A 17,745-nucleotide genomic window follows, 5' to 3' on the forward strand; every position below is an offset into this window, starting at 1 on the left:
CGATGCAGCGGTGTACGACCTGCAGCGCAACCAGGTGCCTGGCGCGACCGACCGCGACCGCTACTACTGGCGCGATGTCGGAACGATCGAGTCCTTCTTCGATGCCCACCAAGACCTGATCTCCGCCCTGCCGGTCTTCAACCTCTACAACCGGGACTGGCCGATCTTCAGCCAACAACTCAACTCACCGCCCGCGAAGTTCGTGCGCGACGGCGAGAACGCCGTCGGCACCGCGATCGACTCGATCGTTTCGCTCGGCTGTGTCGTGTCGGGTGGGCACCTCGAGCGCAGTGTGCTCGGCCCCTGGGTCACCGTCGAATCGGGGGCGAAAGTCGTCGACTCGGTCGTCTTCGAGCGCGTGCGCATCGAGGATCGGGCCACCGTGCAGCGCGCTATCCTCGACAAGGACGTCGTCGTCGAGTCCGGGGCCACCGTCGGCGTCGACCACGATGCCGATCGTCGCCGCGGCTTCACTGTCACCGACTCCGGCATCACCGTCGTCGGTAAGGGCGTCGTCGTCACGCCGTAGCTCCCCGAGGCTCTGCCAGCTACAGAAGGGCACCGCCGCACCATGCCGCGCTTCCTCGTCGTCCTCGATGTCGACTCCACCCTCATCGAGAACGAGGTCATCGAGCTGCTCGCCGACGAAGCGGGTTCGGGCGCACAGGTCGCCGAGATCACCTTCCGCGCGATGAACGGCGAGCTCGACTTCGAGCAGAGTCTCCGTGAACGGGTTGCGACCCTTGCGGGCCTTCCCGAGTCGGTCATCGACAGCGTGCGGTCTCGCGTCATCGTGACCCGAGGAGTACCGGAACTCATCGCGGGTGTTCAGGCTGCGGGCGGAAAGATCGCCGTCGTCTCCGGCGGGTTCCATGAGGTGATCGATCCGCTCGCCCGCGAACTCGGCCTCGACTGTTGGCGAGCCAACCGACTAGCGGTCGCCGACGGAAAGCTCACCGGCGACGTCATCCCACCGGTGATCGACGCCGCCGCGAAGGCCGCAGCCCTGCGCGAGTGGGCGAGGGAGGCCGACATCCCGATGTCGCAAACGATCGCCGTCGGTGACGGTGCCAACGACCTCCCGATGATGGCGATCTGCGGGCTCGCGGTCGGCTTCGACGCTAAGGCGCCTGTGCGCGACCTCTCGCACGTTCTGCTCGACGAGCGCGACCTCGGGATGTTGCTTCCCCTGCTGGGTCTCCCCCGGCAGTAGCGCCCGATTCTGCTCTAGTGCCCCATCCCGAGACCGCCGTCGACGGGGATCACGGCACCGGAAATGTACGCGGCGTCGTCGCTCGCGAGCCACGTGACAACCTTTGCGACCTCGGTCGGGGTAGCAAAGCGACCCGCCGGGATCGACTACTTGTAGGCCCCCTGGGTGTCCTCGGAGAGTTCGGCGGTCATGTCGGTCTCGATGAAGCCCGGCGCGACGACGTTTGCGGTGATCCCCCTGCTGCCGAGTTCGCGCGTGATCGAGCGCGCCATGCCGACGAGCCCGGCCTTCGATGACGAGTAGTTCACCTGACCCGGTCCGCCGAAGAGGCCGACGACGCTCGAAATCAGGATGATGCGGCCGAATCGCGCCTTCATCATTGGCTTCGTCGCGCGTTTGACGACGCGGAACGACCCGCCGAGATTGGTGTCGATGACGACATCGAAGTCGTCATCGGTCATCATCATGAGCAACTTGTCGCGCGTGATTCCAGCGTTGGCGACGACGACCTCGACCGGGCCGAGCTTCGCTTCGATTTCGCTGAACGCGGCGTCGACGGCGGCGGCGTCGGTGACGTCGGCGCGGACCGTGAGCGTGCCCTCCGGTCCCTCGCCCGAGCGGGCGGTCACGGCAACCCGGTGGCCCTGAGCGACGAATTCGGCGGCGATGGCGTGGCCGATGCCACGGTTGCCGCCAGTGACGAGGACGGTGCGAGCAGTCATCCGGCCAGCCTAGCGAGGAGGGCGCGCGCACTCGGAGGGGCGCGTACCCTGATGGGGAAGGCCATGCGCAACCGACCCGTCGTGATTACCGAGCTCCCGCCGTCACCGGAGCAGGAGCAGAGCGCCCGAATGCGTCGGTACGCCCTGACGATGGGCATCCGTGTGCTCTGCGTCATCGCCTGCCTGTTCGTGCAGGGCTGGTGGCTGCTCATTCCGGCGCTCGGGGCGGTCTTCCTGCCGTACGTCGCCGTGGTCTTCGCGAACGCCGTATCGCGCGGAGGCGGTCGCACGGTCGAGCGTCCCGGTGCGATCGAGCCGCGGGACCCCGCGTGATCGGATCCGACGCCGTCGGCCCCGAAACCGGCGTGCAGTGCTCGTCGGCGGGGTGCACGACCGACGCGGCGTGGCGGGTGAACTGGCGCAACCCCCGCATCCATCCCGCCGACCGCGTGAAGGTCTGGCTCGCCTGTGGTGACCACCGCGCAACTCTCGCCGACTACCTCGGAACTCGAGGCTTCCCCGTCCTGGTGACCCCACTCGAGTCCCCCGCAGAGACCGTTCCGGATACGGTGCGATGAGCTGGATCCGACGCTGGGGTGGGTATGTCGCCCTCACGGTCGTGTTCGCGGTCGTCTGCGGGCTGTTGTCGTGGTGGCAGTGGTCGCGGCGGGTCGACGCGGTCGACGAGATCGCGAGGATAGAAACGAACTACGACGCCCTCCCGGCACCACTCGATGATCTGCTGCCCGATCTGGACTCCGCCGACGAATCCACGGAGTGGCGGCCCGTGGTGATAACGGGTGAGTACCTCCCTGAGGAGCAGTTACTGGTGCGCAACCGGCCGCGCAACTCCGCCGCTGGCTTCGAGGTTCTGGTGCCGTTGCGGCTCGACGACGGGACGGTCTTCGTCGTGGACCGAGGCTGGGTGCCGGCCGGGGCGACCCCGGAAGCCCCTGAGTCAGTACCGGCGGCCCCAGAGGGTGAGGTGACGGTTGTCGTGCGGCTGAAGCCTGGGGAACCCGAGATCCCCGGGCGCGGGGCTCCTGAGGGGCAGCTAGCCACCGTACGGCTGCCCGATGTCGCGGCCCTCGTCGATGCCCCGACCTACACCGGCATGTACGGGTTGCTCGTCTCGGAGGATCCTGCGCCCGTCGAGAGTCCGCTGCCGGCGTTGAGGCCAACCGAGGATGAGGGGCCGCACCTGTCATACGCGTTGCAGTGGATCATGTTCGGCATCCTGGCGTTCGTCGGACTGGTATGGGCGGTGCGCCGGGAACGCAAGATCGCGGCCGGTGATGCCCCCGTCGTCCGCCGTGAACGGGATGCCGAAGTCGAGGACGCTCTCCTCGATGCGCAGAATGAGGTCGCGAAGAATTAGGCGAGCGCGATGAGGTCGGCGTAGCCCGGATTCCAGTGATCCTCAACGCCGTCGGGCAGAATCAGCACGCGCTTGGGGTTGAGCGCCTCGACGGCGCCTTCGTCGTGCGACACCAGCACGACGGCGCCCGAGTAACTCGCGAGAGCCCCAAGGATCTCTTCACGGCTTGCCGGGTCGAGGTTGTTCGTGGGTTCGTCGAGCAGCAGCACGTTAGCGCCCGACACGACGATCATCGCGAGCGCGAGGCGAGTCTTCTCGCCGCCGGAGAGCACCCCTGCGGGCTTGTCGGCGTCATCGCCCGTGAACAGGAACGAGCCGAGCACCCGTCGGGCTTCGGTCGCGTTCAGCTGCGGGCTCGACGACGTCATGTTCTCGAGCACCGAGCGCTTGACGTCGATCGTCTCGTGCTCCTGCGCGTAGTAGCCGATGCGCAGGCCGTGGCCCGGCTCGATGCGGCCCGTGTCGGGCTTGTCGACGCCGGCGAGCATCCGCAGAAGCGTGGTCTTGCCCGCCCCGTTGAGGCCGAGCACGACGACCTTCGAGCCGCGGTCTATCGCCAGGTCGACGGCCGTGAAGATCTCGAGCGACCCGTAACTCTTCGAAAGGTTGCTCGCCGTGAGCGGAGTCTTGCCGCACGCGACCGGATCGGGGAACCGCAGTTTTGCGACCCGGTCGACGGCTCGCACCTCGTCGAGCCCGGAGAGCATCTTCTCGGCGCGCGCGACCATCTGGTGAGCGGCTGCGGCCTTCGATGCTTTCGCGCCGAACCGGGCGGCCTGCAGTTGCAGCTGCGTGGCCTTCTTCTCGACGTTGACACGCTCCTTCTTGCGACGCTCCTCGTCGGCCTCGCGCTGGCGCAGGTAATGCTTCCAGCCCATGTTGTAGATGTCGATGACCTGCCGGTTGGCGTCGAGATAGAAGACCCGGTTGACGGTGTCCTCAACGAGGTCGACATCGTGGCTGATCACAATGACGCCACCGGAGTACCCCTTGAGGAACTCGCGCAGCCAGACGACCGAGTCGGCGTCGAGGTGGTTGGTGGGTTCATCGAGAATCATGGTGTCGGCACCCGAGAAGAGGATGCGGGCGAGTTCGATGCGGCGACGCTGGCCGCCCGACAAGGTCTTCAGTTGCTGGTCGAGAATGCGGTCGGGCAGTGCGAGGTTCGAGGCGATGGATGCCGCCTCCGCCTCAGCCGCATAGCCGCCGAGGGCGAGAAAGCGATCCTCGAGACGACCGTAGCGATCCATTGCCGCGGCGCTGACCTTCTCGTTGGGACTCGCCATCTCTTCCGTCGCGCGGCGCAAGTCGAGCACGAGGCGACCGAGACCGCGGGCATCGAGGATGCGGGTGCGGGCGGTGTCTTCCGGGTCTCCGGTGCGCGGATCCTGGGGCAGGTAGCCGATCTCACCGGTGCGGTCGATCTTTCCGCCGTTCGGCTGGCTCTCGCCGGCCAGAGTCTTGGTGAGGGTCGTCTTGCCGGCGCCGTTGCGTCCGACGAGCCCGATCTTGTCGCCCCTTTCCACTCGGAAACTGACGCCTTCCATCAGCAAGCGCGCGCCGACGCGGATCTCAAGATCATGCACGGCGAGCACAGCAAGAGTCCCTTCAAAGTTGAAGTGGGGATTCGGGAGGATGTCGACAAGCGGCGCGAGTGCGCCAGCCCGCTAGTCTAACCGGAGCGCCCCCGCCGCCTGCTGACAGGGCGCCCCCTACCGAAGAGGAACACCTTCCCTATGTCTGCCGTTGCCCCTCCCGCACCCCGCCTTGTACTTGCTGACCGCGTCTTCCCCCGCACCTGGGTTCTCGACATCGTGCTGGTTGCCGCCGGCGCGGCGCTGACCGCGCTCCTCGCGCAGGTCATCATCCCGATTCAGCCCGTGCCGATCACCGGCCAGACGCTCGCCGTTCTGCTCGTTGGCGCGACTCTGGGCTGGGCGCGCGGCGCGGCTGCGCTGGGTCTCTACCTCGTGCTCGGGCTCGCCGGCCTCCCGGTCTACGCCCCCCAGGATGACGGCTCGCACCTGACCGGCCTCGCTGCCCTCGCCGCACCGAGCTTCGGGTATATCATCGGATTCGTCGTCGCCGCGGCAGCGGTCGGCTGGCTCTCGGAGCGCACCTGGGATCGTCACGTACTCAAGGCGCTCGCCACCTTTGTGGGCGGTTCAATCATCGTCTTCGCGTTCGGCCTGCCGTGGCTGGCCGCCGTCACCGGGGGGACTTTCGTCCAGGTGCTCGAGTGGGGTCTGATCCCGTTCATTCCGGGCGGCATCATCAAGGCTGTGATCGCGGCCGCCCTGTTGCCGCTCGCGTGGTGGGGTGCCAACCGTCTCGCGAAGCACCGAGCATCGGACGTCGACGCCGACTGAGTCAGCGCGGCATCCCCCGCGAAACGCTGCGCCCGCCTACGATGCAAAGCTATGGAGCCAGTTCGTCGCGCTGTCGTCATCGAGGATGACGACGACATCCGCCACTTGCTCGAAACGGTCCTGAATCAGGCCGGGTTTGAAGTCACGGCGTGTTCGAACGGGTACGACGGCGTCGAGGCGGTGCGCAATGCCACCCCGGCTGTGGTGACACTCGACATCAACATGCCCGGGATGGATGGCTTCGAGACCGCAAAGCGGATCCGCACCTTTTCCGACGCCTACATCGTCATGTTGACTGCGCTCGGCGAGGAAATCGACACCCTTCAAGGACTCGAGGCCGGCGCCGACGACTACATCACGAAGCCGTTCCGGCCGCGCGAGCTGCGTGCTCGCATTGAGGCGATGCTCCGCCGACCCCGTGCCGGTGCGGCGGCGGCTCCCCCTGCGGCCTCAGGTCGAGCCGTCGAGCCTCCCGCCTACACCGCGGTCGCTCCCGGCGGGTCCGGTGCCCACGTGGCGCCCGTCGGCACGGACGCAGCACCGCAACCGGGCGAACGCCTGGAACACCTGGGGCTCCTGATCGACCTCGGGACACGGGTCGCGATCGCCGACGGGCAAGAGATCCCGCTCACTCGCAGTGAGTTCGATCTGCTTGCCGCGCTCATGCAGTCCGGTCGGCGGGTGCGGACGAAGGCCGACCTCGCGATCCTGCTGCGCAACGAGAGTTACGTCACGAGCAACTTCGTTTCGGACGCCGACAAGCGAGGCATCGAGGTGCATATGGGCAACCTGCGCAAGAAGATCGGCGAGAACTCGCTCACTCCGCGCTGGATCGAAACTGTGCGTGGCGTCGGCTACCGGATGACCGGAGTCGACGGCTCTGCCTGAGCGGCACGCCTTCACGGCGTCAGGCGGCGCGCATCTCAGCAGACGCGAGTCGCAACTCCATGCATACCGCATCACCGATTCGGACCAGGCGGTCAGCGCCACGAGCCGGAATCGTTCCGAGCAAACGAGCTTCGGCGTAGAGAGCGCGAGCGGCGAGGCTGAGACCTTGGGCACCGAGCATCGCGCTCGAGGTGGAGAGACTGAGCAGCGCGGCGAGGGCGTCGTCGATCACAACTCGGTCAACCGCGGTGGCGACGCGAGCCTGACGATGTTCCCAGGCGCTGATGTAGTCATCGATGAAACGCAGACAGGCTGATGCGTCGTTCGTGAGCTCGTCCGCCAGCCTGGTGATTCGGCTGACGTCGATGTGCTCGTAGCGCATGCAACCGTCCCGTTGTGTCATCCGGCGGCATCGTGCCACCGTCCCCTCGCCAGTCTTCCGGGCGAAGGGAAAGTCTCGATCAGTTTCGTGTCAGGTTTGGCTCAGGATTCGCGCGCGACGTCGTCACGTTCGTGCTCCAGAGCGAGCTTTACTTCGAGCGTCACCGCTTCCGTCGCGGCGACGAGCAGGTCGCCGTAGCGCGCTCCGCTCGTGCGAGTCGTCGCGATCCCCCGGTAAGTCGACGCGCGGAACCGGTCTCGGTCGTCGATCGCCGCACCGAGTACCCCCTCGCCGATCCGATGAGCGATCGTTTCGACCGAATCGTTGGCCGGGAGTTCGAACAACACGCCGAAGCGCCGCGGCGAGAGGTGCCCGACCAGCGAGGCCGTCGGCGCTTGCGTGAGCGCGATCCGCCCGGTCGTGCGGATCGCCGCATCGCCGGCTGCGCGGCCGAACGCCGTGTTGATGGCTTCTAGGTCGGCGACGTCGATGAGGAGGAGCACGAGCGTCGTGCGTTCCCGAATGGCGCGAAGCAACCACGTCTCAGCGAGTTGGCGAAACTGCCGGGCGCTCATGATCCCGTCGATCCGTAACCGCGCGCCCGCCTCGACCTCGTCTTCGTTGAGCTGGGCGAACCGGTCATTTTGAATCGACGACAGCATGATCGTTCCGATCACCGCAAAGCCGATCTCGATGAGAGTCGAGGCCTCGGAACCGAAGTACGCGAGGAACACCTCGTGATCCGGCCCGAGCAGCGCGATCATGAGGGCGCGGCCCAAATAGTACAGCCCGATCCCACCTGTCAGCACCGTGATCACGCGAGAGGCCAGCAGGCGTGGGAGATCACCCCGCGCGAACTCGATAGCCGAGAGAATCGTCACGGTCGCCACGCCGAGGAACATTTCAACGGCACCTGCCCACTGGCCGCCGGTTTCACCCGGAACGAGTGCCGTCACGGTCACCAGCGCGCCCACCGCCACAGGAACGAAGACGAGAGACCGACGCCCGTTGGCTAGGCGGGCACCCACCCAGATGAAGCCCAGAGCGGTGACGTAGGCGCCATTCGCGGCCGGACCCGCCCACCATGTCGAGGGGTCGAGCGACACGACGGCGTAGGCGAACAGCGTGAACATCGCACCGAGATAGAAGACGCTCCACATTCGCCCGACAGCGTCGTTGTGCCTGAGCAGGGTTTCGAGCAGGAAGGTGACTCCACACCCGACGATGACGAGTCCCCCCACCAGAAACAGGGTCGTCGTGTCGAGGACGCTCACGCGGCCACATTCCGCGCACCCGTGCTGGCGGAAGCCTCACGCTCGGTGGGTACCGTCACTCGGAAGGTGGTCCCGATCCCCAACTCGCTGGTGACCGTGAGGTGGCCGCCGTGGCGATGGATGATCTCGCGGGTGATGCTCAGCCCGAGCCCGGTGCCGACGGTCGTCGAAGACTTCGCCGACTTGGTTCGATAGAAGCGGTCGAAGATCCGCGGAAGATCGGCGTCGGGGATGCCCTGGCCGGTGTCGCGCACTTCGAGGCTAACTCCCCCTGCCCCAGGTTCGGCAGCCACCGCGACCGTGACCGATCCCCACTCGCGGTTGTACTTGATCGCGTTCGTGATCAAGTTGTCGATCACTTGGCGCATCCGCATCGGATCGATGGAGGCGATCGCGGAATCCTCGCCCTCGATCACCAACTCCACTTCGCGCTCCTCGGCCATCACCTGGTGCGCTTCGACGGAGTCGCGGGCGATCTGAGCGAGGTCGCCCGCCGTGAACGACATCGCGAGCTGCTTGTCGGCGTCGCTCGCGGCGCTCAACAGGTCGGTGACGATCACCAGGAGCCGCTCGGAGTTGGCGTAGGCGACCTCGATCATGCGACGTGTCTCGTCATCCAGGTGTTCGTCGTCGCGCGCGAGATCCAGGTAGCCCAAGATCGAAGTGAGCGGCGAACGGAGTTCGTGAGAGACGGAGCCGATGAGGTCGTCACGGGCGCGGATCGCTTCGAGCTCCTTCGTGATGTCGTTCAAGACGATCACGCCGCCGTCGTACTCGCCCTCGCAGTCGTACAGGATGCGGGAACTGACGGAGTGGGCTGCTCGGCGCTCGCCGGGCTCTCCCACCCAGATGATGAGGTTGTCGAACGCCTGCCCGTTGAGCGCGCGGGTGAGCGGACGATCGCCTTCGCTGTAGGTCGTCACCCCGTCCGCCTGGTAAACGATCGGGTGAACGACGGAGTCGGCGGGTGTTCCGAAGTCTGTGAGGTACTGGCGATGCGCGCGGTTCACGAAAGTCACGGAACCGGTGCGGTCGAAGGCGATCACACCGAAGTCGACAGCGTTGAGGAGTTCGTTGAGCACGCCCTCCTGCCGACTCACTTTTTCCAGCGCACCCTGCACCATGCTCGAGTGCTGACGCAGCAGCTTTGCCTGCGCGCGACCGCGCGCCGACGACACGTAGATTGCACCCGCGACGAACGCGATCAGCACCGGGACGACGATGAAGGTGGCGAAGTCGCTCCAGGTGATCGATGTTCCACGCATGAGGCGGGTGCCCCACATCGCCAGGATCGTGCCGGTGACGCCGACGATTGTCAGCGTCGCCCCGAACGTCCGCGCGATCCAGATGATCGGCAAAACGACGAGGAGTCCAACTCCCGTCTGAGGGTCGAACTCGCGGAGCACGAGGATTCCGGCGATATTCGCGAAGGGCAGAACGGTCCCCCACCGACGATGGATCGAGTCCCAGGGAACGAGCGCCGCGACGGCAGTAAGCGCGAAGAAGCCGGCAACGATACCGAACCCGACGGGTGACGAAAAGACAGTCGCATCCACGAAGAGCAGCCCGACGGCCACAACGAGCAGAGGCGCCGAAATGAGCAACTGGGCAGAGAGGATTCCCGACGCGACCCGTCCGCGCTTTCGTGGACCAGCTGTGGCCCGGTCTCCCCCTGACACCTTCTCAGGCTATCTGCGTGCCGCTGGATACGCGCGACCCCGTCAGGGGGCCCTCAGAAGAGGGGTCAGAGGACTTTGTCGTCAGATGCTGAAGCCGAGCGCTCGCATCATGTCGCGGCCGTCATCGGTGATGCGCTCGGGTCCCCACGGCGGCATCCAGACCCAATTGATGCGAAAACGGTCGACAATGCCGTCGAGCGACTGGGCGGTCTGTTCCTCGATCACGTCGGTCAACGGGCACCCGGCCGACGTGAGGGTCATCGAAATGATGAGCGCGTCGTTCTCGTCGTCCCAGGTGAGGTCGTAGATCAGCCCGAGATCGACGATATTGACGCCCAGTTCGGGATCGATGACGTCCTTGAGCCCCTCTTCTACCTCGGTGAAGAGTTTCGGTTCGAGAGCAATGGGCATCGGTTCGCGTCCTTTCGAAGAAAAGGCTATGCCGTCGCGGTGAGGTAGCGGTCGTAGCCTTCGCTCTCGAGCCGATCGGCGAGTTCCGGGCCGCCCTCTTCGGCGACTTTGCCGTCGACGAAGACGTGCACGAAGTCGGGCTGGATGTACCGCAGGATGCGCGTGTAGTGCGTGATCAACAGGATGCCGAGGCCCGTGTCCGCGTGGGCGCGGTTGACACCCTCCGAGACGACCTTGAGCGCATCGACGTCGAGGCCGGAGTCAGTCTCATCGAGAACCGCGAACCGGGGCTTGAGCAGCTCGAGCTGCACGATCTCGTGGCGCTTCTTTTCGCCGCCCGAGAAGCCCTCGTTCACGTTGCGTGCGGCGAAGGTCGGATCCATCTTGAGGTCGGTCATCGCCTTCTTGAGCGTCGGACCCCAGGCGCGGATGGCGGGTGCCTCCCCATCGATCGCGGTCTTCGCGGTGCGCAGGAAGTTGGCCACCGTCACCCCGGGAATCTCGACCGGGTACTGCATCGCGAGGAAGAGGCCCGCACGGGCGCGCTGGTCGACAGTCATCGCCAGCACGTCTTCGCCGTCGAGTTCGATCGAGCCACTGTCAACCAGGTATCGCGGGTGCCCGGCGATCGTGTACGCGAGCGTGGACTTGCCCGACCCGTTGGGGCCCATGACGGCGTGGATCTCCCCCTGGTTGACCGTGAGATCGACGCCCTTGAGGATGGGCTTCCGCACTCCGTCTGCCTCGATCGAAACGTGCAGGTCGGTGATTTTGAGGGTGGTCATGAGATCTTCTCTCCGATGTAGATGTCGCCGTCGATGATCTCGACCGCAAAGACGGGGACCGGCTCGTAGGCCGGGAGGGTGAGCGGCTTGCCGGTGACGAGCTCGAACTTCGAGCCGTGGGCCCAGCACTCGAGGGTGTCGTCTTCGACGAACCCCTCCGACAGCGAGATGTCGCCGTGCGTACAGGTGTCGCCGAGCGCGTGCACCGCACCGGCCGAATCCATGACGACAGCGATCGGGATGCCGTCGACGACGACCTTCTTCGCGGTCGACACCGAGAGGTCGCCGAGGGCGCAGACTTTCGTGCTCACGCGGCTCCTTCAAGCTCGGCGACGAGTGCCGCGATCAGTCGCGCCTGCAGCACGGGCTCGGGGATACGTTGTACCACCTCGATGAGAAAGCCGAGTACGACGAGCCGTCGGGCTTCAGCCTCAGGAATGCCGCGGGACTGCAGGTAGAACAGGTGCTCGTCGTCGAACCGGCCGGTCGCACTCGCGTGGCCCGCACCGACGATGTCGCCGGTCTGAATCTCGAGGTTCGGGATGCTGTCCGCCCGCGTTCCTTCGGAGAGCACGAGGTTGCGGTTCTGCTCGTAGGTGTCGGTGCCGACCGCGCGCGGACCGATGAGCACGTCGCCGACCCAGACCGTGCGTGCCCCCTCGCCGTTGAGCGCTCCCTTGTAGGTCACTCGGCTGCGGGTGTGCGGCGCATCGTGGTGCACGTAAACCCGCTGTTCGAGGTGCTGGCCGGCATCCGCAAAGTAGACACCGAGCAGCTCGGCGTCGGAGCCTTCGCCGGCGAGGTGAGCCGACGGGTTGACGCGCACGATCGCACCGCCGAGCGAGACGACGATGTGGGTGAGCTTGGCGTCCTTGCCGATCGTCGCGAAGTGACTCGCGAGGTGTCGGGCGTCGTCATCCCATTCTTGAAGACTGACGAGCGTGAGGTCAGCACTCTCGCCGACGACAATCTCGACGTTCTCACTCACCGCGGCACTTCCCCGGCTGTCGAGCACGACGACGCCCTTCGACTGCGGCGCAGCCTCGACGAGCACGTGAGCGGCACGAGGGGCCGAACCCATCGCCGCTCGGGTCACCGTAAGCGCGTCGGGCTCACCCTCGATCGCAATGCGAAGGGCCTTCTCGAAACTGGTCCAGCCGTTTGCGGCGGCGCGCTCCTCCGGAATGCCGGCGGAGCCGATGCGGGCATCGTCGCGGTCGATCCACTCGACGGTCGTGCCCGCGACATCCGGGTACTGGATCGGGTAGGGCAACCCGTCGAGCTCGCCGTCGATGAGATCGCGGATTTTGGCGACGGGTGTGAGCTTCCATTCCGCCTCCCAGCCCTCCACCGGCGGGAATGCGGCGTGCTCGGTCGACGTGAAGCGCTCGGAGCGCGTCTGGACCGGGATGACGGGACCATCGGTATGCGCGACGATTCCCAGCCGCTCAGCGGCCTCGGTAGCTGCGGCCACTAGCCGACACTGCCTTCCATGCTCATCTCGATGAGCTTGTTGAGTTCCAGGGCGTACTCCATCGGGAGTTCGCGGGCGATCGGCTCGATGAAACCGCGAACGATCATCGCCATCGCCTCGTCTTCGGCCATACCGCGCGACATGAGATAGAACAGCTGCTCTTCGCTGACCCTCGACACCGTCGCTTCGTGGCCGAGTTGCACGTCATCGACGCGGATGTCAATCGCCGGATAGGTGTCGCTGCGCGAGATCGAGTCGACGAGCAGCGCGTCGCATCGCACCGTGTTCGCCGAATGGTGAGCGTTCTCACCCACGCGCACCTCGCCGCGGTAACCGGCGCGACCCCCGCCGCGCGCGATCGACTTCGAGACGATCGAGGATGTCGTGTACGGCGCGAGGTGGATCATCTTGGCGCCGGCATCCTGATGCTGCCCGGGGCCGGCGAACGCCACCGACAGGGTCTCGCCCTTGGCGTGCTCCCCCACCAGGTAGATCGACGGGTACTTCATCGTGACCTTGGAGCCGATGTTGCCGTCGATCCACTCCATCGTCGCGCCCTCGTGCGCAATCGCGCGCTTGGTGACGAGGTTGTAGACGTTGTTCGACCAGTTCTGGATCGTCGTGTACCGCACCCGGGCGTTCTTCTTCACGATGATCTCGACGACGGCGGAGTGCAGCGAATCCGACTTGTAGATCGGCGCGGTGCAGCCCTCGATGTAGTGAACGTACGAGCCCTCGTCGGCAATGATCAGCGTGCGCTCGAACTGCCCCATGTTCTCGGTGTTGATGCGGAAGTAGGCCTGCAGCGGGATCTCGACGTGTACGCCCTTGGGCACGTAGACGAACGAGCCGCCCGACCAGACGGCGGTGTTGAGCGCGGCGAACTTGTTATCGCCGGAAGGAATGACCGTGCCGAAGTACTCCTGGAAGATCTCCGGGTGCTCCTTGAGCGCGGTGTCGGTGTCGAGAAACAGCACGCCCTGCTCCTCAAGGTCCTTCTGGATCGAGTGGAAGACGACCTCGGACTCGTACTGCGCGGCGACGCCCGACACCAGCCGAGACCGCTCCGCCTCGGGGATGCCGAGCCGCTCGTAGGTGTTCTTGATGTCGTCGGGCAGGTCTTCCCAGGTCTGGGCCTGCTTCTCGGTCGAGCGCACAAAGTATTTGATGTTGTCGAAGTCGATGCCCGAAAGGTCGGCGCCCCAGGTCGGCATCGGCTTCATGCCGAAGATCTTGAGCGCCTTGAGGCGGTTCTTGAGCATCCACTCGGGCTCGCTCTTGAGCCGCGAGATGTCGGTCACCACCTCGTCGGAGACACCGCGTCGGGCGGAAGCGCCGGCGGCGTCGGAGTCGGACCAACCGAACTCGTAGTTTCCGAGGTCGTTGAGCTCCGGACGGTCGATCAGGACGTCTGACACGCCAGTACCTCTTTTCCGCCGAAGCGAGCCATTCCGCTCGTGTCAGCCTCGTTGTCCGTGCTGCGAATCGGGCCGAACAGAGCGTCGTCCCGAGAGGATTCGGACCCCTCCATCGTAACGGGCGGGACCACGGGATGCTCGACGCGTGGAGGTCGTTCGCAGGGAGTGCGCCTGAGGGATGCTCGATCCTCTTTCAGTCGCGCACAACGTCTTGCACCCGAGGTGTTGACGCCAGCCTCTGAGTGTGGTGGCAGCCCCAAGAATGCCGTACCCGGAAGGACCATCGCTCAGGTGCCTCGAGTGCGGCACCTGAGCGATGGTCACACCCGCTAAAGTGTGCGGAAATCAGGGAAAGGTGAGCGATGAGACTCCGCCGCACTTTCAGCACGATCGTGTTGACAGCACTCGTTGCCGCGCTTTCGTTTGCGGCGCCACTGTCTGCGGCGCAGGCAGCGTCTACTGCGACCCTGACTGGGATCGTCACGATGCCCGATGGATCGACGCTCGACGGGTCGGTCAGGGTCTACCTCTACCGCTCTTCCGTGTCCGGGCTTTACCGCAACCTCACGACCAATTCGGCATCTGGTGGCGTGTTCACGTTCTCCAACCTGCCGCCAAACAGCTACCGCCTGATGTTTCTGTATGACGGCCCAAGCGCGGACGTAGCAAGTTTTGCTTGGCCTTCGGCTCCCGCGGATCCCTCGTTGGGAGCGGATGTACTCGTGGGCGACGGCACCACGGTAGACATGGCGACGGTGCCACTCATGGCGGGAGGAAGAATCTCAGGATCCTTGGCGGGCATCTTCGGCCAGATTTCGACTGCGCAAATCTCGGTTTTCACGACCGGCCCAGGGAGCTTCAAGCTCTCGACCGCTGTCAATGCATTCGATGCGGCCACCGACACCTACACCACTGATGCCTTGCCACCTGGGTCGTACGTCATCGGGTTTGCACAGCCGTTCGATTTCTCGAGGAACGAAACACTGTGGATCCCTGAGTACTCGGGCGACACGCCTGACTACGAGAGTGCGACCCCATTGACGGTCGCGTCGGCTCAAGTAACGACGTATGACGCCCAGGTGACCGGTTATCCGACGATTTCGGGCACGATCTACCTTCGCAACGAGGACGGGTCACTGTCTGTGGCATCTGGTTCCGGCGCGAGGGCGACTCGGGCGAACGGAGAGTCGGTCTTTGGCGGCACAAGTCCTGACGGGACCTACCGGATTACCAACCTCTACGCCAACGAGCCCTACACGGTCTGCAGCGGCGGCGCGGACAACACCCTCACGACCTGCTGGTCAGACGGTGACGTCGACGAGATCGTTCTGGACTACAACGAGAGTGCGACCGGCATTGATCTCATCCTTGAACCGGGCGGCCAGATCACGGGGAACGTCACGTATCAATCCAGCGGGCTCCAGAATGCCACGGGGGCCGAAGCGCAGTTGTGGCTGGACGATGCGGGTCGCTTCGAGCTTGTCGCGACGGACCTGACCTACGCGGGCCAGTTCGAGTTTCACTCGATCGCACCCGGAACGTACGTCGTGCGGATCGATGCATCTGGCGTGACCAACGGGTTCTCGGAGCTAGTCCAGCTGAACTCTGAGTACTGGGAAGATTCGCGGTTCGCGTGGGAGGCCGACCCGATCGAAGTCACTGCTGGCTCGGCAATCGACCTCGATTTCGCGCTTGAAGGGCGGTCGATTCGAGTGGGTCGAGTGACGGGGACCGACCGGTTCGGTACGTCGGTCGAGGTTTCTCAGTTGATCTTTGGGCCCGATGACGTGCCGGCCGAGGGTATTCCTGTCGTGTACCTGGCGAATGGGCTCAACTACCCCGACGCGCTCGCCGCAGGACCGGCTGCGATTCACAATGAAGGGGTCGTGCTCCTGACGTTTCCCTGGTCATTGCCGCCCGTCGTCGAAGCAGAACTCGAACGCCTTCGCCCCCAACGGATCGTTCTGGTCGGCGGGGAACCCTCCATCAACTCGAGCGTCGAGGCTCTGCTCGACGATCTCAGTTTCAATCCTGAAGTCGACCGCATTACCGGACTCAACCGGTTCGGTACGTCGCGCGAGATCGCCGAGGACACCTACGCGGACGGGGCCGACGTCGCCTTCATCGCGACAGGTTTGAACTACCCGGATGCGCTCGCCGCGGGCCCACCGGCCGGGATGCTCGGCGCGCCGATCATCCTGGTCAACGGCGGTGCCTCCACACTCGACCAGGCGACGGAGGACATCCTGGCGGACCTCGGGGTGAGCCAGGTCTACGTCATCGGAGGCACCCCCTCTGTGTCAGCCGGGATCTACGCGCGGCTGCAAACCTTGTTCGGTTCGTACGGGGTGACCCGGCTCACGGGCTCCGACCGCTTCGGCACAGCGATCGCCATCAGCCAGCAGTTCTACACCGACGCTGACCTCGCCTTTCTGGCCACCGGTCTGAACTTCCCTGACGCTCTCGCGGGTGGCCCGGCGGCGGGCTACTTCGGAGGCCCGCTGTATCTGTCACGCCAAGATTGTGTCCAGGCCCCCGTTGTCGACGACATCTTCGACGTACGCGCCAACGGCCTCATCCTGCTCGGTGGCCCACCTTCACTGTCGATGAACGTCCAGAACGGCGTGATCTGTGGCTGAGAGACAACGAAGTCGGCCGCGGGATGCTGTGAGGCTGGTTGCCCTGGTGCTCACGTTCGCGCTCGGGATATCCGCCGTTCCCGTGGCGTCGCCGCCCGCCGCCGCTGCCGCCGCCGCCGCCGCCGCAACGATCTCAGGCCGGGTCACCATGCCGGACGGCAGCCCGATCGATGCGAACGTGCGGATTGCGATGTTCACCGACTCCGGCTGGTACGACGAGGAGCTCGCGCTCGACAACGACGGCACCTTTTCGCTCACGCCTTGGGGTCCGGACGAGTTCCTCCTGCGCCTCAGCTACCAGGGCACCGACCCGAGCATCGCAAAGCACTACTACCTGCCGGGCACGCTGGTGCCTGAGGAAGCCGAGCCGATCGTCTTCACGGGCACAAGCATTCAACTCGACCTCCCTCTCTTCACGGGCGGGTACGGCGATGCCTCGACGATCAGCGGGCGCGTGCTGACGACTGAGGGGGACGGCTTAGAGACTTGGCTCGACGTGATCGCGTGTCCGGTGGATGGCGGAGATTGTGCCGAGGTCGCGGCACCTCCCCACTACTACCCCCAATCCGGCGAATTCACGATTGTCTTGCCCGGTCCCGGCGAGTACACGCTGTGTTTCGAGCCACGACCGCTCTCCGACCTCATCGCCTCGTGCTGGTCCAGTCCCGCAGGTGACACGATCACCGTCGGGGATGGGGAGCACGTGACGGGGATCACGGCGAGTGTCGTGATGGGCGGACGAGTCAAGGGAAAGGTCATCGTCCGACTCGAACCGGGCGGCCCGCTCGTCGGTGTGGTCGGGGCGGTGGTGCAGCTCTACCGTGACGAGGACGGCCCCGACGCCGAGCCCGTCGCCGAGCACATCGTGACCGAGGCCGATGGCTCCTTCTCGTTCTCCGCGGTACCTCCGGGCGAGTACGCGATCTACGCCGACACAAGCAACGCGTCTGACGACCTGCCGACTCTCGTCTCCGCGTTCTACGTCGACGCCCTCACCTGGGATGACCGCACAGTGTTCGAGGTCGAGAGCGGCGAGACGACCCCGTGGCTTTACCTCCCGGTCGAGCAGCCATTCGGCCAGATCAGCGGGACCGTCGGCTACGACGACGACGG

The 17,745-nt window shown here is 65.4% G+C and carries 17 protein-coding genes and 2 pseudogenes; 9 read left to right on the forward strand and 10 right to left on the reverse strand.

The features are described from left to right. Both RMO30_RS03020 and serB read left to right on the forward strand, forming a co-directional pair. Positions 1 to 529 (forward strand): annotated as a pseudogene (locus tag RMO30_RS03020) (glucose-1-phosphate adenylyltransferase); the annotation flags it as partial. Positions 530 to 571: 42 nt separating this feature from the next. After that, entirely contained in the window at positions 572 to 1,213 is a 642-nt protein-coding gene (gene serB, locus RMO30_RS03025) for a phosphoserine phosphatase SerB (RefSeq protein WP_309709333.1), read from the forward strand. A 14-nt stretch (positions 1,214 to 1,227) separates the two neighbouring features. Here serB and fabG read toward each other — a convergent pair. Continuing rightward, a pseudogene (gene fabG, locus RMO30_RS03030) lies at positions 1,228 to 1,935 on the reverse strand (3-oxoacyl-ACP reductase FabG). A gap of 63 nt (positions 1,936 to 1,998) precedes the next feature. On the opposite strand from fabG, the gene RMO30_RS03035 reads away from it, so the two are divergent. The 3 genes from RMO30_RS03035 to RMO30_RS03045 are packed head-to-tail and all read left to right on the forward strand — an operon-like array spanning position 1,999 to position 3,313. After that, the gene (locus tag RMO30_RS03035) at positions 1,999 to 2,268 is read left to right on the forward strand and encodes a DUF3099 domain-containing protein (RefSeq protein ID WP_309709336.1); all 270 of its coding nucleotides are present in this window, start codon (positions 1,999 to 2,001) and stop codon (positions 2,266 to 2,268) included. Continuing rightward, on the forward strand, positions 2,265 to 2,513 hold the full coding sequence (locus RMO30_RS03040; RefSeq protein WP_309709338.1) for a hypothetical protein: 249 nt from the start codon (positions 2,265 to 2,267) through the stop codon (positions 2,511 to 2,513). The genes RMO30_RS03035 and RMO30_RS03040 overlap by 4 nt, the downstream gene beginning before the upstream one ends. After that, the gene (locus RMO30_RS03045; protein ID WP_309709341.1) at positions 2,510 to 3,313 is read left to right on the forward strand and encodes an SURF1 family protein; all 804 of its coding nucleotides are present in this window, start codon (positions 2,510 to 2,512) and stop codon (positions 3,311 to 3,313) included. Before RMO30_RS03040 ends, RMO30_RS03045 begins: the two co-directional genes overlap by 4 nt. Here RMO30_RS03045 and RMO30_RS03050 read toward each other — a convergent pair. Beyond that, a complete protein-coding gene (locus tag RMO30_RS03050; RefSeq protein WP_309709344.1) occupies positions 3,310 to 4,908 on the reverse strand; it encodes an ABC-F family ATP-binding cassette domain-containing protein in 1,599 nt (532 codons plus the stop codon). The two genes, RMO30_RS03045 and RMO30_RS03050, sit on opposite strands and share 4 nt — an antisense overlap. Positions 4,909 to 5,049: 141 nt before the next feature. Here RMO30_RS03050 and RMO30_RS03055 point away from each other — a divergent pair, with 141 nt between their 5' ends. Together RMO30_RS03055 and RMO30_RS03060 are read left to right on the forward strand one after the other, a co-directional pair. Continuing rightward, positions 5,050 to 5,682, forward strand: coding sequence for a biotin transporter BioY (locus tag RMO30_RS03055; RefSeq protein WP_309709349.1), 633 nt, complete (start codon positions 5,050 to 5,052; stop codon positions 5,680 to 5,682). Positions 5,683 to 5,733: 51 nt separating this feature from the next. Then, a complete protein-coding gene (locus tag RMO30_RS03060; protein WP_309709352.1) occupies positions 5,734 to 6,570 on the forward strand; it encodes a response regulator transcription factor in 837 nt (278 codons plus the stop codon). Positions 6,571 to 6,589: 19 nt separating this feature from the next. On the opposite strand, the gene RMO30_RS03065 is transcribed toward RMO30_RS03060, so the two are convergent. The 8 genes from RMO30_RS03065 to sufB form a co-directional block, all read right to left on the reverse strand. Next, positions 6,590 to 6,973: a hypothetical protein gene (locus RMO30_RS03065; protein WP_309709354.1), complete on the reverse strand. Its 384-nt coding sequence runs from the start codon at positions 6,971 to 6,973 to the stop codon at positions 6,590 to 6,592. An 80-nt stretch (positions 6,974 to 7,053) separates the two neighbouring features. Further along, positions 7,054 to 8,226, reverse strand: coding sequence for a GGDEF domain-containing protein (locus RMO30_RS03070; RefSeq protein ID WP_309709357.1), 1,173 nt, complete (start codon positions 8,224 to 8,226; stop codon positions 7,054 to 7,056). Then, positions 8,223 to 9,905, reverse strand: coding sequence for a HAMP domain-containing sensor histidine kinase (locus tag RMO30_RS03075; RefSeq protein ID WP_309709361.1), 1,683 nt, complete (start codon positions 9,903 to 9,905; stop codon positions 8,223 to 8,225). The genes RMO30_RS03070 and RMO30_RS03075 overlap by 4 nt, the downstream gene beginning before the upstream one ends. Before the next feature lie 81 nt (positions 9,906 to 9,986). Beyond that, positions 9,987 to 10,316 (reverse strand): metal-sulfur cluster assembly factor, encoded by a 330-nt coding sequence (locus RMO30_RS03080; RefSeq protein ID WP_309709364.1) that lies wholly within the window; start codon positions 10,314 to 10,316, stop codon positions 9,987 to 9,989. Between the two features lie 26 nt (positions 10,317 to 10,342). Next, positions 10,343 to 11,101 (reverse strand): Fe-S cluster assembly ATPase SufC, encoded by a 759-nt coding sequence (sufC, locus tag RMO30_RS03085; RefSeq protein ID WP_309709367.1) that lies wholly within the window; start codon positions 11,099 to 11,101, stop codon positions 10,343 to 10,345. Beyond that, a complete protein-coding gene (locus RMO30_RS03090; protein WP_309709369.1) occupies positions 11,098 to 11,412 on the reverse strand; it encodes a non-heme iron oxygenase ferredoxin subunit in 315 nt (104 codons plus the stop codon). Before RMO30_RS03090 ends, sufC begins: the two co-directional genes overlap by 4 nt. Next, a complete protein-coding gene (gene sufD, locus RMO30_RS03095; protein ID WP_309709372.1) occupies positions 11,409 to 12,575 on the reverse strand; it encodes a Fe-S cluster assembly protein SufD in 1,167 nt (388 codons plus the stop codon). Before sufD ends, RMO30_RS03090 begins: the two co-directional genes overlap by 4 nt. Then, the gene (gene sufB, locus RMO30_RS03100) at positions 12,575 to 13,993 is read right to left on the reverse strand and encodes a Fe-S cluster assembly protein SufB (RefSeq protein ID WP_309709375.1); all 1,419 of its coding nucleotides are present in this window, start codon (positions 13,991 to 13,993) and stop codon (positions 12,575 to 12,577) included. Before sufB ends, sufD begins: the two co-directional genes overlap by 1 nt. Positions 13,994 to 14,355: 362 nt before the next feature. Here sufB and RMO30_RS03105 point away from each other — a divergent pair, with 362 nt between their 5' ends. Together RMO30_RS03105 and RMO30_RS03110 are read left to right on the forward strand one after the other, a co-directional pair. Beyond that, complete coding sequence (locus RMO30_RS03105) at positions 14,356 to 16,632, forward strand: cell wall-binding repeat-containing protein (RefSeq protein WP_309709381.1); 2,277 nt, start codon at positions 14,356 to 14,358, stop codon at positions 16,630 to 16,632. A gap of 28 nt (positions 16,633 to 16,660) precedes the next feature. Further along, positions 16,661 to 17,745: hypothetical protein (locus tag RMO30_RS03110; RefSeq protein ID WP_309709383.1), on the forward strand; the 1,085-nt coding region annotated here is incomplete at its 3' end.

Source organism: Pseudolysinimonas sp., from assembly GCF_031389465.1.
Classification (GTDB): Bacteria; Actinomycetota; Actinomycetes; order Actinomycetales; family Microbacteriaceae; genus Pseudolysinimonas_A.